The organism is Maritimibacter sp. 55A14, from assembly GCF_003122205.1.
Lineage (GTDB): Bacteria > Pseudomonadota > Alphaproteobacteria > Rhodobacterales > Rhodobacteraceae > QEYE01.
The window spans coordinates 96,067-111,188 of sequence record NZ_QEYE01000009.1; the positions used below are offsets into that span (position 1 = coordinate 96,067).

General features: G+C 65.3%; 16 protein-coding genes and 1 tRNA gene. 9 read left to right on the plus strand and 8 right to left on the minus strand.

Translation table 11 applies throughout. The features are described 5' to 3' along the window. Nucleotides 1-2: 2 nt before the first annotated feature. Entirely contained in the window at nucleotides 3-926 is a 924-nt protein-coding gene (gene modA / locus DDZ14_RS09500) for a molybdate ABC transporter substrate-binding protein (protein ID WP_199221325.1), read from the minus strand. A 538-nt stretch (nucleotides 927-1,464) separates the two neighbouring features. On the opposite strand from modA, the gene DDZ14_RS09505 reads away from it, so the two are divergent. Then, nucleotides 1,465-3,348, plus strand: a complete 1,884-nt coding sequence (locus tag DDZ14_RS09505; RefSeq protein WP_109424729.1) for an SLC13 family permease — start codon at nucleotides 1,465-1,467, stop codon at nucleotides 3,346-3,348. Here DDZ14_RS09505 and DDZ14_RS09510 read toward each other — a convergent pair. Together DDZ14_RS09510 and DDZ14_RS09515 are read right to left on the minus strand one after the other, a co-directional pair. Continuing rightward, nucleotides 3,345-4,814, minus strand: a complete 1,470-nt coding sequence (locus DDZ14_RS09510) for a glycosyltransferase family 39 protein (RefSeq protein ID WP_109424730.1) — start codon at nucleotides 4,812-4,814, stop codon at nucleotides 3,345-3,347. The two genes, DDZ14_RS09505 and DDZ14_RS09510, sit on opposite strands and share 4 nt — an antisense overlap. Before the next feature lie 70 nt (nucleotides 4,815-4,884). Then, nucleotides 4,885-5,907 (minus strand): LacI family DNA-binding transcriptional regulator, encoded by a 1,023-nt coding sequence (locus tag DDZ14_RS09515; protein WP_109424731.1) that lies wholly within the window; start codon nucleotides 5,905-5,907, stop codon nucleotides 4,885-4,887. A 280-nt stretch (nucleotides 5,908-6,187) separates the two neighbouring features. Here DDZ14_RS09515 and DDZ14_RS09520 point away from each other — a divergent pair. Both DDZ14_RS09520 and DDZ14_RS09525 read left to right on the plus strand, forming a co-directional pair. After that, a tRNA-Arg gene (locus DDZ14_RS09520) sits at nucleotides 6,188-6,264 on the plus strand. A gap of 86 nt (nucleotides 6,265-6,350) precedes the next feature. After that, nucleotides 6,351-6,692: a hypothetical protein gene (locus tag DDZ14_RS09525; protein WP_109424732.1), complete on the plus strand. Its 342-nt coding sequence runs from the start codon at nucleotides 6,351-6,353 to the stop codon at nucleotides 6,690-6,692. 4 nt (nucleotides 6,693-6,696) lie between these two features. On the opposite strand, the gene DDZ14_RS09530 is transcribed toward DDZ14_RS09525, so the two are convergent. Both DDZ14_RS09530 and DDZ14_RS09535 read right to left on the minus strand, forming a co-directional pair. Continuing rightward, nucleotides 6,697-7,410 (minus strand): response regulator transcription factor, encoded by a 714-nt coding sequence (locus DDZ14_RS09530; RefSeq protein ID WP_109424733.1) that lies wholly within the window; start codon nucleotides 7,408-7,410, stop codon nucleotides 6,697-6,699. Further along, complete coding sequence (locus DDZ14_RS09535; RefSeq protein ID WP_109424734.1) at nucleotides 7,382-7,678, minus strand: hypothetical protein; 297 nt, start codon at nucleotides 7,676-7,678, stop codon at nucleotides 7,382-7,384. Before DDZ14_RS09535 ends, DDZ14_RS09530 begins: the two co-directional genes overlap by 29 nt. 223 nt (nucleotides 7,679-7,901) lie before the next feature. Between DDZ14_RS09535 and DDZ14_RS09540 the strand changes: the two genes are divergently transcribed. From DDZ14_RS09540 to DDZ14_RS09555, 4 genes are all read left to right on the plus strand, one after another. After that, nucleotides 7,902-8,264 carry a hypothetical protein gene (locus tag DDZ14_RS09540; RefSeq protein WP_109424735.1) on the plus strand — a complete coding sequence of 121 codons (363 nt, stop codon included), beginning with the start codon at nucleotides 7,902-7,904 and terminating at the stop codon, nucleotides 8,262-8,264. A gap of 95 nt (nucleotides 8,265-8,359) precedes the next feature. Next, nucleotides 8,360-8,968 (plus strand): ribonuclease HII, encoded by a 609-nt coding sequence (locus DDZ14_RS09545; protein ID WP_109424736.1) that lies wholly within the window; start codon nucleotides 8,360-8,362, stop codon nucleotides 8,966-8,968. Between the two features lie 107 nt (nucleotides 8,969-9,075). Continuing rightward, entirely contained in the window at nucleotides 9,076-10,191 is a 1,116-nt protein-coding gene (locus DDZ14_RS09550; RefSeq protein WP_109424737.1) for a site-specific DNA-methyltransferase, read from the plus strand. A 143-nt stretch (nucleotides 10,192-10,334) separates the two neighbouring features. Further along, entirely contained in the window at nucleotides 10,335-11,006 is a 672-nt protein-coding gene (locus DDZ14_RS09555) for a cupin domain-containing protein (protein ID WP_109424738.1), read from the plus strand. 119 nt (nucleotides 11,007-11,125) lie between these two features. Here the strand turns inward: DDZ14_RS09555 and DDZ14_RS09560 are convergent, their stop codons facing one another. From DDZ14_RS09560 to mutY, 3 genes are all read right to left on the minus strand, one after another. Next, a complete protein-coding gene (locus tag DDZ14_RS09560) occupies nucleotides 11,126-11,407 on the minus strand; it encodes a hypothetical protein (protein ID WP_109424739.1) in 282 nt (93 codons plus the stop codon). 79 nt (nucleotides 11,408-11,486) lie between these two features. Beyond that, complete coding sequence (locus tag DDZ14_RS09565) at nucleotides 11,487-12,626, minus strand: alkane 1-monooxygenase (RefSeq protein WP_109424740.1); 1,140 nt, start codon at nucleotides 12,624-12,626, stop codon at nucleotides 11,487-11,489. A 90-nt stretch (nucleotides 12,627-12,716) separates the two neighbouring features. After that, nucleotides 12,717-13,733 carry an A/G-specific adenine glycosylase gene (gene mutY, locus DDZ14_RS09570; protein WP_109424741.1) on the minus strand — a complete coding sequence of 339 codons (1,017 nt, stop codon included), beginning with the start codon at nucleotides 13,731-13,733 and terminating at the stop codon, nucleotides 12,717-12,719. 107 nt (nucleotides 13,734-13,840) lie between these two features. Here mutY and DDZ14_RS09575 point away from each other — a divergent pair, with 107 nt between their 5' ends. Then, complete coding sequence (locus tag DDZ14_RS09575; RefSeq protein WP_109424742.1) at nucleotides 13,841-14,377, plus strand: DUF721 domain-containing protein; 537 nt, start codon at nucleotides 13,841-13,843, stop codon at nucleotides 14,375-14,377. A 20-nt stretch (nucleotides 14,378-14,397) separates the two neighbouring features. Then, nucleotides 14,398-15,033 (plus strand): DsbA family protein, encoded by a 636-nt coding sequence (locus DDZ14_RS09580; RefSeq protein ID WP_109424743.1) that lies wholly within the window; start codon nucleotides 14,398-14,400, stop codon nucleotides 15,031-15,033. Nucleotides 15,034-15,122: the final 89 nt, after the last annotated feature.

Genomic DNA, 15,122 nt, shown 5'->3' on the forward strand with positions numbered 1-15,122 from the left:
CCTCACTCTCCGGGAAGGACGAAGCCGTAACGTTTCATGACCTCTCTGGCCGACGGACCGTTGATATAGGCATAGAACGCTTCGGCGGTGGGACCGGCACCATTCAGCAAGGCCATGCGCTGCCGCAGTGGCTGATGCCAGTCCTCGGGTATCAGTGCGTAGGTGCCGCGTGTTCTGACGCTCGGCGCCAGTGCCAACGAGTAGGCAATGATGCCGCCTTGGGCATTGCCCGACAGCGCGAACTGCGCCGCCTGGCTGACGTTCTCGCCCAGCACGATATATGGTTGGAGCGCGTCCCAGAGGCCTTTGTGCCGGAGCGCTTCGCGCGCCCGCATCCCGTAAGGTGCGTGGTCGGGATTGGCGATGGCGAAGCGGGTGATCTTGTCTTTGGAGAGCGCCGCAGCAAGGGTGTCGAGTTTGCCGTCAGCTTCAAGGGTCGAGCCGTTCGGCACCACCATCACCACCCGGCCCACCGCGTAGAGGTCGCCTTGGTTCCGGGTGAAACCGTCGCGATGGAGGTCGAAAATGAATTGCTCGTCAGCCGCCATGAATATCTGGAAAGGTGCGCCCGCGCGAATTTGTCGGGCGAAATTGCCAGTCGATCCCGTCGAAACCCGCACTTCCATGCCCGTCTCGGTTTCAAAGGCCGCGGCGATTTCTTCCACTGCGAACTGGAGATCCGAGGCGGCGGCGACCACCGGTGCATCGGTTTGGGCATTGGCGGCGGCAGGGACCATGTACAGCGCCATTGCCAGACAGGTCGCGGCACTCCAAAGGCGCAAGGCTGACAATGGCATTTTTCTTTCTCTCCCTCGATATGTGTGAGTGAACATATCGAGGGCTCGCGCTACTCGCAATCGTAATCTCCGCTTGGACATACCGGCCGTCTTGACGCGGAGTTCCGCAAATTCGCCTTCGATCGTCATGGCGGAAAGTGCCTCCGGCCATTTGGCCAATTGAGTGGACGAGGATTGTGGTGTGCCACGGCCTGGCCGCAGCCAGATGCCTGAAGAGCCATTCTGATCGTGTCAGTTACATCGCCGGCCCGAATCGTTGTGCAGAATGTCCAAGTTATTGCGCCGCTTGCGGCATGGCCGGACTTTTTTCCTGGCTCGGTTGAACAGAGCCTTCTGACGCGCCCCGGAAGAAGGCTCGTGCCAAGGCCGCTTCAGGTCGGTCGGGCGCGTTCTTCCGGTGGGTCGCGCAGTGGAAACATTCTGTTTCCCATCATGCGGTAGATCCGCGGGGGCGGATTGGCCTATTTTGGCGTCTGTGGGGGGGAGCGTTCGGCGTTTTTGTTCCTTTCATTTCATCAACGAGTTTCAGTGCTGCTTGGCAGGAGCAGTTGAGCGTCACCTCCACACGACGCCCGCTGCCGCTATCCGCGATATCGCGGGCCTCCCTTTATCCAATCCGAAAAATCGGGTTCAATTCCTCCCAACGATAAGAACGGGGGAGGTGACGATGGCCGAAGTGATCTTCACGACCGAGATGGGCGTCGTCGTGGCGCTGCTGGGTTTCACGGTTTTCCTCTTCGTGTCGGAACTGATCCGCATCGACCTCGCAGCGATCCTGGTGCTGGTCGTGCTGGGCATCCTCAGCTACCTGCCGGGGCTGGGCAACCTGGCGGATGTCCGCCATCTCTTCGACGGCTTCGCCTCCAACGCGGTGATCTCGATCATCGCGGTGATGATCGTGGGCGCCGGGCTCGACAAGACCGGGATCATGAACAAGGTGGCCGCGCAGATCCTCAAACGCGGCGGGACAACAGAGATGCGGGTCATGCCCATCGTGTCGGGCACGGTCGGGGTGATCTCCAGTTTCCTGCAGAATGTCGGCGCGGCGGCGCTTTTCCTGCCGGTGGTCAGCCGCATCTCGGCGCGCACCGGCATCCCGTTGTCGCGGCTGCTCATGCCGATGGGCTTTTGCGCTATCCTGGGCGGCACCATGACGATGGTCGGCTCCTCGCCGCTGATCCTGCTCAACGACCTGATCGTGACCGCGAACGAGGGCCTGGACCCGGACCGCCGGATGGAGACCTTCGGGCTCTTCTCGGTGACGCCCGTGGGAGCTGTGCTGATCGCGACCGGGATCGTCTATTTCCTGCTGCTCGGGCGCTGGATACTGCCTGCCGCACCGGTCAAGGTCGAGGCGACGTCGGGGCAGGGCACCTCGGATTATCTGGAACGGGTCTACGGGCTGAAGGCCAGCGTGTTCGAGGTCGATGTGCCTGCGGACAACCCGCTGGAGGGCCAGATCCTCGCGGACATCAACCTGGAGAACAATCTCTACATCATCTCCACCTTCTATCGCGGCAAGACTTCGATGGTGCAGATCCTGACCGCCGAGATCGCCGCGCCCTGCCGGCTGGCGATCATCGGAAAGGCCGAAGCGGTTCATGCTTTCGCGGAGAAATACGGGTTGACCGTTCGGCCTGAGCTCGATGCCTTCGTCGAGGATTTCGCACCCACGAATGCCGGCATCGCCGAGATCGTGATTCCGCCCGATTCCAAGCTGATCGGCAAGTCGCCCCGCGACCTGCTGTTGCGCAAGACCTACGGGCTGAGCCTGCTCGCCATCCACCGGGGCGAGGAGACGCTCAGCCATGTGGAGACCGAGGACCACGCGCCGACGGCCATCGGGCTGGTGCCGTTCCGGGCCGGCGACATGCTGGTCGCCCACACCCGCTGGGACAATCTGGTGCGGCTCAAGCGCGACCGTGATCTCGTCGTCGTCACCTCGGATTTCCCGCAGGACGAGTTGCGCCCGCAGAAGGTGGGTGTCGCGCTTTTCTTCTTTCTGGTCTCGCTCTCGATGATCCTGTTCACCGATATCCGTTTGTCGCTCTGTCTGCTGACCGGGGCGGTGGGCATGCTGCTGACCCGCGTGCTGAGCATCGACGAAGCCTATCGCGCGGTGGGCTGGAACACGGTCTTCCTGCTGGCCTGCCTGATCCCGCTGGGTCAGGCGGTACAGAATACCGGCACGGCAGAGTGGATCGCGCAGCAGATCATGACATTCCTGAATGGCTGGCCGATCTGGTCGCTCCAAGCCGGGATCGCGATCCTGGCGACGGTCTTCTCGCTGGTCATGTCGAATGTCGGCGCGACGGTTCTGCTGGTGCCGCTGGCTGTCTCGATCGCGGTGGCGGCGGGCGGCGATCCGGCGGTCTTCGCGCTGACCGTCGCGATCTCGACCTCCAATTCCTTCATCATCCCGACCCACCAGGTCAACGCGCTGATCATGGGGCCGGCGGGTTACCGGGTGGTGGATTTCCTGCGCAGCGGCGGGATCATGACCGTGCTCTTCCTGGTGGTGTCGCTCCTGATGCTCAACCTGGTTTACTAGAATCGGCCCAGGTCGCTGCAATCCGGCTCCACCAGCCAGAGAGTGATGGTGTAGCCGTTCCAGGCGCCGGGCCCGGCCTGCCATTGATGCGCCATCTCATGCGGGCAGGCGGGTGGCATCTCCCCGATCTCGGCCAGCAGCACCGGGTTTGCTGCGCCGCCCTCGTAGGCTAGCGACATTTCGTAATGGTGCCGCGGACGCCCGTCTCCGCGGATCGCGCGGAAGGTCAGGCCGCTCTGGCGCCCGGTATGGAAGAGATCGGCCAGGATGTCGCGATGCGCGGCCACCACCGTCTGCGCGCCGGTGCGCCGCGCGGTCTCGATGATCGTCTCGCTGATCTCCGCCCGGCCGATCACCCGGCCCATCACCAACCTGCCGTCCCAGGCCAGCCGGTCGGCGAAGACGGCGGCCAGCGGAAGCGCCACGGCCAGCGCCCCGTTGATCGCGAAGGAGGCGGTCAGCCAGCGCGGCGCCCGCGCGCGCAGCAGCGGTACGGCGACGAGCGCACCGGCCAGATATGCGGTGGCCGCCCAGTTGGCATAGGCTTTCGACAGCACGGCCTGCACGCTGACGATGGCCAGGATCGGCAGCACGAACCACAGCAGCCCGGCCTCTGCCCGCGCCGCCCCCCCGCGCAGCGTGCGCGCCACGGCCCAGATCAGCGCGCCGAAGAGCACAGGCCCGAAGACGATGAACTGAGCGGCCAGGAACTCCGCCAGCTTGTCGAGGTTCAGCCCCGCGCGTGTGGCCGGGTCGCGCACCCAGCTCGCATTGTCCATCGTGTGCGACACGGTCGTGCCGCCATTGGCGATGTTCCAGGCGATGTTGGGCAAGATCACCAGCCCGAAGGCCAGCGCCGCCAGAAACGCGTCGCGGCGCGCCGGCCGGGCGTCGTGCCGGGTCAGCGCCATGAGCGCCGCGCCGATCAGGAAATAGACGGCCGCGTATTTCGACAGGAACCCCAGCCCCAGGCAGGCCCCGGCCAGCAGCGCGTCGGGGGCCGAGGGCCGGTCGAGCAGCCGCAGCCAGTAGAAGAGCGCCAGCGCCAGGAACGGAAACAGGATCGTGTCGGTGGAGATCACCAGGCTGCCCAGGCTCACCATCGGCAGCGTGAGATAGGCCAGCGCCACCAGAGCGCCCGTGGCGGCGCCGTGCATCCGCTGCGCCACGGCCATCAGGAGAAGCGCCACGGTAGCGTGGAAGAGCGGGCCGGGCAGGCGGATCCAGAACGCCGTGTCCGATCCGCCCAGTTCGGTAAAGGCGCGGATGACCCAGCCCACCATCGGCGGCTTGGAATAGTAGCCAATGGCCAGCTCCTGCCCCCAGAGCCAATATTGCGCCTCGTCCACGAAGAGGTCCATCCGGCTGAAGGCCAGCGCCAGAACTCGCAGCGCGGTGATCGCCAGGACCGCGATGACGGCCATGCGGATCGTGGCGCTGTCACTGTGGGCGGCACTGCTTTGCATGGGGCGCGGCCTTTCCAGGGACGGTTGGGCTTGGCGGTACACCGCGCGGCGCGGGGGGATCAAGCCCGGATCAGCGGCTGCGCAGGGTCTCGCCGTGGATCAGCCGGGGGGCGAACTCGATCCGCTGCGGCTCGTCGCCCTCCCCCAGCGCCCGCGCGGCCACGATCCGCGCCGCTGCGGCGCCGATTTCGGCGCGGCACGCATCCATCGAGGTCAGCCGCCGCGGCAGGCCCTCCAGCAGGTCGATGCCATTGAACCCGGCCAGCCCCAGCCGGCCCGGCACGTCGATCCCCGCCTCCAGGCAGTGCAGCATCGCGCCTGCGCCGATCATGTCGTTGGAACAATAGATGAAATCCACCTCCGGCGCGCGAGCCAGTACCGCCTCGGCCATCTCGCGCCCCTTGCGGAAATCCGAACCGCCGGCGTAATGCTCGCGCATCTCGAAGCGTATCCCGGCCTCGGCGAGTGCTTGCTCGAACCCCTCCAGCCGCTTGGCGGCCCGGTAATCCTCGGCCTTCACGGTGCCCATATAGGCGATGCGCCGGTAGCCCGCCGCCAGGATCGTGCGCGCCATGTCGCGCCCTGCGCGGCGGTGCGAAATGCCCACGTTCGCGTCTACCGGCGAACCATCCACATCCATGATCTCGACCACCGGCACGCCGCAATTGCGCATCATCGCGCGCGCCGCGTCGGTGTGTTCGAGCCCCGCCACGATCAGCCCGGAGGGCCGCCAGGAGAGCATCTCGTAGATCACCTTCTCTTCGATCTCGAGATCGTAATGGCTGGTGCCGAAGACCGGTTGCAGCGGCGTCTCCTCCAGCCCGCGGGAGATTTCGGTCAGCACGTCGGGGAAGACGAAGTTGGACAGCGACGGGATGACCACACCCACCAGATTGACGCGGTTGGAGGCAAGCGCACCGGCGATCTTGTTGGGCACGTAGCCGAGCCGCCGCGCGGCTTCCAGAACGCGGGCGCGGGTCTTGGCCGACACGTCCCCGCGGTTGCGCAGCACGCGCGACACGGTCATCTCGCTGACCCCCGACGCTTCCGATACGTCGCGCAATGTCAGATGCGACTTGTCGTCCTCCGCCACGACGGCGCCCTCCCGCCTGTGCCCCCGCGCCGGTCGCGGGCAGGGGCAGCCAAATTCAGTGTTAGCGGCAAAGGAGGGGCTTGTACACGGCGCCGGATCGAATTACTGTTTGCGCTAACAGAATGGTTCCGCAACGTCCTGATGCTCTCTCTGACTGACTGGCGATTTCGGAATTGAACGGGGGGAGCGGAGGGCCAATCACGCTCCCCCCGGCACGTTTCCCCCGGCGATCTTCCCCCCTTGATCCACTCGGCCAAAACCCGCAAGAAGGGCCGGCGCTGGCCCCGTGGCTCAACTGGATAGAGCAGCCCCCTCCTAAGGGGCAGGTTACAGGTTCGAATCCTGTCGGGGTCGCCATTCCGCCTGTCCCGTCTTCGCGAATAGTTAATGCATGCCTGCGCAAGCTGTGGCATTGGAGGCAAGGGACCTGGGTGTGATGTGTCATGGGTAAATCGGCGCTCGATGCGATGACCGAGCATGCAATCGCGGAACTTCTGTCGGGAAGCGATGCGCGGCGCCGGGCCCTGGTGCGCGACATGGTGCAGCGCTGGCCCGGCGAGTCCGCGCTGAAGCTCATCTTCGCGCTGACCTCCGCCGCCGCCGAGATCGAGGACATGTTCGGTTCCGATGGCGAGAGCCACCGCGCCCATGCGCTGGGCTACAAGCTCTCGGCGCTACTGGCCGCCGATGTCTACGCGCTGGAGGCGATGGGGCCCACCCCGGTCCGGGCCCGCTACCTGCTGCATTTCTGGCGTCGCGTGGACCCGTATTTCCTGGAGCTTTGAGCGGTCAGAGAATTCTAATCACGTCCTTGTCGATCGCCAGCATGTAGCCCTTGCGGCTGATGTTCTTGACCAGCAGTTCGCTGACGATCTGGTTGCCCAACTGGTCGCGCAGCCGCTTGATGCGGGTTGCGCCCGCGGCCTCGTCGCAATCGGCGCGGTCCTTGCCGGTGATCATCGCCTCGATCTCCACACCCGAGAGCATGTCGTCGTCGAGCCGCGCTTCGCACAGTACCGCCAGCGCCTCGTAGCTGGCTTCGGTCAGGGTGAACTCCATGCTGTTGAGGAAGACCTTCTGTTCCTCCCGGCTCAGCAGCAGGCTGTTGATCTGGATGCCCGTGCGCTCGATCTCGGACATGCGGCGGTTGAGTGTGATGATGGTGAAGAGAAAGACCAGCGCGGCGACCAGCAGCGCGGTGGCGAAGACCAGTAACACGAAGATCACGAAACGGTAGCTGGCCAGCGTGTCCGAAAAGGCGGTGCCGGATTGCGCGAGGATCTCCAGCAGCTTGATCTCGCGTCCCGCCGTCATGTCGGAATTTTCGATGAAGATGCGTTCGACCCGCGTGTTGAAGGCATTGGCGTCGGGCAGGTTCAGGAAGAGCAAAAGCGCGGCACCGAACAGGATCAGCACCACCGCCGCGAGCCCGCCATAGACGACGCGGTTGCCGGTCGATATGCGGCGCGGCGCGTCAGTATCTGAGGAAGTAGTCTCCGGCACTCGCTTTCCTTTGATCAAGCCCTTCCGGCCCGAAGATCGACACGACCTTCAACAATGTCCACCCGCCGCGCGCAATGCGCTGCGCCGTGGCCGATTCCGCCGCGCCGCGGCTGCCACAGGCGCTGTCGGGCAGTTGCACCACGCCGTAATGCAGGCGCAGCGGATCGTCCTTCTTCGCCTTGTAATCGGCATAGCAGTCCGCCGACGCGGACGTGGCGGCCATGCAGAGCGATATGATCGCACAGGATATGAGTATGCGTTTCAACATGTGGTGAACATGCGGAATAATCCCCGGTTATACAATATCCGCAAGCTGTTAGCCGGTTGCCAATCGACTGTTATCCGATAACAGCGCGCCGATATTGCCTATCCGCGGGGGCCGGCCCCATCTTTGATCCATCGACGCTGCACATGCCCGTTTGCATCCGGTACTCAGGAAAACGCCCCTGCGCGACGGGTGCAGATGGAAGACCGAGAGAAAGGACCGACCCATGTTCAAGACCTTTTCCGCAATGATGCTGGCCGCGACGCTTGCCCTCGGGGGCATGACCGCCACGGCCACGCCCGCCCGTGCCGACAGCGATACCGCCGCCGTCGTCGCCGGGGTCGCCGCGCTCGCCATCCTGGGCGCCGCCGTGGCGAACTCGCGCGACAAGGACCGCCGACGTGTGGACCGCGGCTATGGTTATTACAACTATGGCTATCCGCCGCGCCGCGCCTACAATCGGCACTATCGCCCGCGCCACTACAGTCACGGCCGTTTTACGCGCCATGATCGCCACGGCCGTTTCGACCGTCACCGCCGCTTCGACCGCCATGATCGGTTCGACCGGGACCGCCGCCATCGCCGCTGATCGAGGTTTCTTAACGAGTGAACGTGTAGGAGCGGGGCCCTACGGGGCCCCGTTTTCATCTTGCGTCCGGCGCCGTAATGTCCTTGTCTCTGACCATGCCGGGACCGGATTTTTCCTTCGAGAGCGCCGTTCGCGCGCTGGGCGCCTCCCGCGTGGCCGGGGTGGATGAGGTCGGGCGCGGCCCGCTGGCCGGGCCGGTCACCGCGGCTGCGGTTATCCTCGATCCGGACTGCATCCCCGACGGGCTCGACGACAGCAAGCGGCTGAGCGCGAAGCGCCGCGAGGTGCTGGCACTCCAAATCGCGCAGGTCGCGCTGGTCTCGGTCGCCCATGCCAGCGTCGCCGAGATAGACGCGCTCAACATCCTCCATGCCTCCCATCTCGCGATGCGCCGGGCCGTCGCGGGGCTGACCCCGGCGCCCGATCACCTGCTCGTCGACGGCAACCTCTTGCCCGCCGATCTGCCTTGCCGGGCCGACGCCCTGGTCAAGGGCGATGCGCGCGCTCTCTCCATCGCCGCGGCCTCGATCATCGCCAAGGTGACGCGCGACCGCATCATGGTGGATTTGGCGCAACAGTTTCCCGGCTACGGCTGGGAGCGTAACGCCGGATACGGATCGAAGGCACATCTGGCGGCGCTGACCAGCCTCGGTGTCACCCCACACCATAGACGATCATTCAAGCCGGTATACAATATCTTGTAGCAAGATGTTTTTATAAGTTCTTGATTCAAAAAAGAAATTGACCGCGAATCGCCGATGACTCATTCTTGGCGCAACAAGAAGCGCAAAGCGCGGGACGAGAGGCAGAAATGGCGAAACGCGACCCTGAAACGGGGGCCAAGGGGCTTCCGATGGACACGATCTTGGCTGGCGACTGCATCGAGGTGATGCAATCCCTGCCCGCGAACTCGATCGACCTGATCTTCGCCGACCCGCCCTACAATCTTCAGCTCAAGGGGGAGTTGCACCGCCCCGACAATTCGCGCGTGGACGCGGTGGACGACGACTGGGACGCTTTCGACAGTTTCCAGATCTATGACAACTTCACCCGCGCCTGGCTGAAGGCTGCGCGGCGCCTGCTCAAACCGGATGGTGCGCTCTGGGTCATCGGCAGCTACCACAATATCTTCCGCGTCGGCGCGAGCCTTCAGGATGCGGGCTACTGGATCCTCAACGACGTGGTGTGGCGCAAATCCAACCCGATGCCGAATTTCCGCGGCAAGCGGCTGACCAATGCGCATGAGACGATGATCTGGGCCGCCAAATCCGAGAGCAGCAAGTACACCTTCAACTACGAGGCGCTGAAGGCGCTCAACGAAGGGGTGCAGATGCGCTCGGACTGGGTGCTTCCGATCTGCACCGGCCATGAGCGCCTGAAGGGCACGGCCGGCGAAAAGGCGCATCCGACGCAGAAACCCGAGAGCCTGCTTCACCGGGTTCTGGTGGCCAGCACCGATCCCGGCGACGTGGTTCTGGACCCGTTCTTCGGTACCGGCACCACCGGTGCGGTGGCCAGAAAACTGGGCCGCCGTTTTATCGGCATCGAACGCGAGGCCGCCTATCGCGAGGTCGCGGAACGTCGCATCGCCGCGGCGCGCAAATACGACCGTGAATATCTTGAGGTCAGCACCTCCAAGCGGGCCGAACCCCGTGTGCCCTTCGGCCAGCTTGTGGAACGCGGCATGCTGCGCCCCGGTGAGGTACTGACCTCGCCCGGTGGCAAGACGGCCAAGGTGCGCGCCGACGGGACGCTGATCGCCGACAGCGTCAAGGGCTCCATCCATCAGGTGGGCGCGGCGCTGGAAGGCGCGCCAAGCTGCAACGGCTGGACCTACTGGTGTTTCCGGCGCGACGGGAAATCCGTGCCCATCGACCTGCTTCGCCAGCAGATTCGCGCCGAGATGGCCGAGAAACGCACCAACTGAAATCACCCCATACCGCCGGTGCCTGTGGCCAGACATGGCACCCGACTGCCCCGTCCCGCTTGCCGTGGACGGGGCATTTTTGTGCCTACTTGACGAATGGGCGAGAATGCTCAGATGGAATACCGGGAACAGGAGGCCCCGAAATGCGAATCAATGCAGATTTCACCAAGCGGGTTGTCGTCCGGCCCGAGGATTACGAATGGGTGCACTCCCCGGCCAGCGGCGTGGACCGCATGATGCTGGACCGCATCGGCGACGAGGTGGCGCGTGCCACCACGATCGTGCGTTTCGCGCCCGGCTCGCGCTTCGACGCCCATACCCACGGCGGGGGCGAGGAGTTCTTCGTGCTCGACGGCGTATTCTCGGACGAAAGCGGCGACTACCCGGCGGGCTTCTATGTGCGCAATCCGGTGGGCACGAGCCACACGCCGCATACCGATCCCGGCTGCACCATCTTCGTCAAGCTGCACCAGTTCCTCCCCGAGGATCAGGAGCAGAAGCATATCGACACGACCCACGCCACCTTTGTGCCGGGGGAAGTGGAAGGCCTGTCGGTCCTGCCGCTGCACGAGGCTCCGAACGAGTGTGTGGCGCTGGAACGCTGGGCGCCGGGCACGCGGTTCCACCGTCACAGCCATCGCGGCGGCGAGGAGATTTTCGTGCTGGAGGGCGTCTTCGAGGACGAGCACGGCCACTACCCCGCCGGAACCTGGCTGCGCAATCCGCATCTGTCGGAGCACACGCCGTTCTCGACCGAGGGCTGCCTGATCTACATGAAGTCCGGGCACCTGCCGGTGGAGGAAGCGGCGGCCTAGAAGCGCGCCCCTCCAATCTGCGACATCTTGCATGGCGCGGAGGTTCTTCCCCTGCTCGCGCGGCCCGTCTGACAACGGGCCATCGGCCGCAATGCGGATAAAGATTTCGGAATGGCGCTCTAGCCGTCTCGCGCCGACGCCCGTGCGGCATGCATCGAGGAGGTGACGTTCTCGATGCAGAAACTGGATCGCGCGGATTTCGGCGGTGCCATGCGCGCGCTGCGGGGCTCGCCATTCGATACGGGCGACGTGTCCTTCGCCGGAACGATGTCGAGACGGGGACCGTTCGGCGCGCGGCTGCTGCGGAAGACGGGCACGGCGTTGGCGGGTTTCTGTTCCGGCGGCTCTACGGCGCGCAGGACCGGGTCCGCTGCCTTGGCGTTTTTCCTGAACATCTTCATGCTGCACCCTCGTCGCACAAAGCCCCACCGGAATGGATAGTCCCGAAAAAGGTCGAGAATATGGCGGGCAGCGGGGCTCTCACGCGCCTTTCGGCTGCGGCAGCATCCCCTTGTTATAGGGTTTCCAGTCCTCGATTTCGGGATAGTAGTGCCGGCGCCACGCGCGCACGCGCGGGTTCATCACCCGCTTGTAGAGCGGCGGCACCATCGAAAGCGCGGTCATCGCCGGATAGCCGTAGGGCAGTTGCGGGGCTTCGCCTTCGGCATGGTTCTGCAACAGCGGGAAGCGCCGGTTCGGCTTGTAGTGATGGTCGGAATGGCGTTGCAGGTTGATCAGCAGCCAGTTGGAAACCTTCTGCGCCGCGTTCCAGCTATGCCGGGGCTGCACATGCTCATATCGGCCGTCGCCCAGATGTTCGCGAGTCAGCCCGTAATGCTCGATGTAGTTGACCATCTCCAGTTGCCAGACTGCGATGAAAGCCTGGTAGGCGAAAAGCCCCAGCCCCGCCCAGCCGCCGATGGCGAAGGCCAGCGCCAGGAAGAGGCCCTGCAAGGCCCAGTAGCGCCAGAAGGGATTGCTGCGATGGTGCCAGGGCAGGTCCTTGCGCGCCAGTTTCGCCTTCTCCGCGCGGAAGGACGAGACCAGGCATTGCCGCAGCACTCGCGGGAAGAACCGGTGGAAGCCTTCGTTGTAGCGCGCCGTCACCGGGTCGCGCGGGGTGCCGACCCAGGAATGGTGCACCAGCAGATGTTCGGACCGGAAATGGCCGTAGAGCGCCATCGCCATCAGCAGGTCGCCCATCCAGCGTTCCAGCCGCGAGCGTTGGTGCATCAGCTCATGCGCATAGTTGATCCCCACTGTGCCCGAGATCATGCCGACCCCGAAGAAGAGCAGGATCGCCTCCCACCAGGCCAGGTGATCGGTCGCGCTGACATACCAGATCGTACCGAAGACCGCGCAGAACTCGACCGGGAACCAGACCAGTGTGACCAGCCGGTACCAGAAGAGGTCGGGCTCCGGCGTGTCGGGGTCCGCGTTCTCCAGGTTCAGCCCGGCGAAGGCATCGAGGATCGAGACGATCACCCAGCCATAGACGGGCAGAAGCGCCAGCGTCCAGCCGCCTTGCGTCGCGGCGATCATCAGGATCGGAACGAAACTGAGCGATAGCCAGAAGGGCAGCGCGTTGTGCAGTTTCGCGACCTCGGATGCCGGGACCATCGTGACCTCCGCCTGTCTCCTCGCCCCCGTGGCGCAGTCTATCCCCATCACCGTGCCTGCACAATCGCGTCGCGGAGGCCTGTCGCCGCGTCAGAAGGCATGCCGCGCCATGTCGAAGACCTTGCGCATCACGGTGGGCAGGTCGCCGGGGCGGAAGGCGGCGGGGTCGAGGAAGACGCAGCCCTCCGGCGCCGCCGCGTCCGGCAGCCGGGCGGTATGCACGCGCAGGCGCAGGTGGAAATGGGTGAAGGTGTGGCGCACCTCTTCCGGCTGCACCTGCCAATCCGCGGCGACCGGCGGGGCGGGCTCCGGCGCGGCGGACCAGTGCGATCCGGGCCACCCCAGCATCCCGCCCAGAAGCCCGCGATCCGGACGCCGTTCCAGCAGCCAGGCGCCATCGGCGCGCCGCGCCACATAGGCATGGCCCAGCCGCACCGGCTTGGGGGCCTTCGCCGCGCGGTGCGGCAGGTCCGCCGTGCGACCGGCGGCGCGCGCCGCGCAGGGCTCGCGCCAGGGGCAGATGCCACAGGCCGGCGATTTCGGGGTGCAGATCGTGGCGCCCAGGTCCATCACCGCCTGCGCGTAGTCGCCCGGCCGGTTCTGGGGGGTCAGCGCGGCGGCATGGGCGGCCAGTGCCTTCTTGGCGCCGGGCAGGGGATCCTCCACCGCGTGCAGGCGCGCGATCACCCGTTCCACATTGCCGTCCACGACCGTTTCCGGCCGGTCGAAGGCGATGGCCGCGATGGCCGAGGCGGTGTAGGGGCCGATGCCCGGCAGCGCCAGCAGCGCCTCGCGTGTGTCGGGGAAGCGCCCGGCATGGTCCCGCGCCACCGCGCGGGCGCATTTCAGCAGGTTGCGGGCGCGGGCGTAATAGCCGAGCCCCGCCCATTCGGCCATCACGGCATCGTCCCCGGCCGCCGCCAGCGCCGCCACGTCGGGCCAGCGCGCGGTGAAGCGCCCGAAATAGCCGCGCACCGCCGCCACCGTCGTCTGCTGGAGCATCACCTCGGACAGCCAGACGCGGTAGGGATCGGGCCGCACGGCCGCGCCAGGCGGGACGCGCCAGGGCAGATCGCGCGCGTGGCGGTCGTACCAGTCCAGCAACATTCCGCTCAAACCGCCCTCACACAAACTTTATGCCCCCATATTCCGCAAATGTCTGGAACACATGCCCGTGCCGGTTACAATAGGATCAACAGAGCGTAAAGACAGGCATGGCCGCCAAACCGAAGACAGAAAAACCGACAGGACATACCCGCCGGAGCCGTGGCTTCGAGCGGACGTCCAGCCTGATCCAGCCTCATCTTCAGGGCGCGGGGGAGAAGCGCGGTTTCGCGGTGGCGCGGCTTCTGACCCATTGGGCCGATATCGTTGGGGCCGAGACCGCGCGCATCGCCCATCCCGTCAAGATAGGTTATGGCCGGCAGGGGTTCGGCGCCACGCTGACCGTGCTGACCACCGGCGCCAACGCGCCGATGCTCCAGGCCGAGGAGCCGAAGATCCGCGCCCGCGTGAATGCCTGCTACGGCTATAACGCCATCTCCCGTATCCGCATCACCCAGACCGCACCCGAAGGCTTCGCCGAGGCGCAGGCGGCTTTTGCCGGGGCGACGCCCGCCGCCGCGCCCGCCGCGCCGTCGCCGCAGATCCGCCAGGCCGCGCATGAAACCGCCGAGGGCGTGCATGACGAGGGGCTGCGCAGCGCGCTGGAAGCGCTGGCGCGGAACGTGTTAACCCGCAACACCCAATAGACCACAGGAAGGGCCCTTTCATGGACCGCAGACGTTTCATCGCCACGCTTCCCGCCGCCATGCTGAGCCTCGGGGCCGGCAGTTTCTTCAGCGCAGCCCTGGCGCAGAGCGCCGACGATGTTGACACCTCGGGCATCGAGGATATGGCGCTTGGCGACGCGAACGCCTCCGTCAAGGTGATCGAATACGCCTCCTTCACCTGCCCGCATTGCGCGAATTTCCACAAGACCGTCTTCGGCAAGCTGAAGGCCGACTACATCGACACCGGCAAGATCCATTTCATCCACCGCGAGGTCTATTTCGACCGGTTCGGGCTATGGGCCGCGATGGTCGCGCGCTGCGGAGGGCCGGAGCGGTATTTCGGCATTGCCGACATGATCTACGAGCGCCAGCGCGAATGGCTCTCGGGCGAGGACGCCAGCCAGATCGTCGGCAACCTGCGCAAGCTGGGCAAGATCGCAGGTATTGGCGACGCGGAACTCGACGCCTGCCTGTCGGACCAGCAGCATGCCGAGGCGCTGGTGGCCCGCTACCAGGAGACCGCGAAAGCCGACGACATCACCTCCACGCCCAGCTTCGTCATCAATGGCGACAAATTTTCCAATATGAGTTACGAGGATTTCTCCTCCGTTCTCGACGACAAGCTGGGAAGCTGACCGGACCCGCGCGCGAACTATTGAATGAGGCGCCGTGCAAATGCGTTGGGCGCGCGCGCGAAGTTCTGCTACAGCGGGATGCGGTCGAT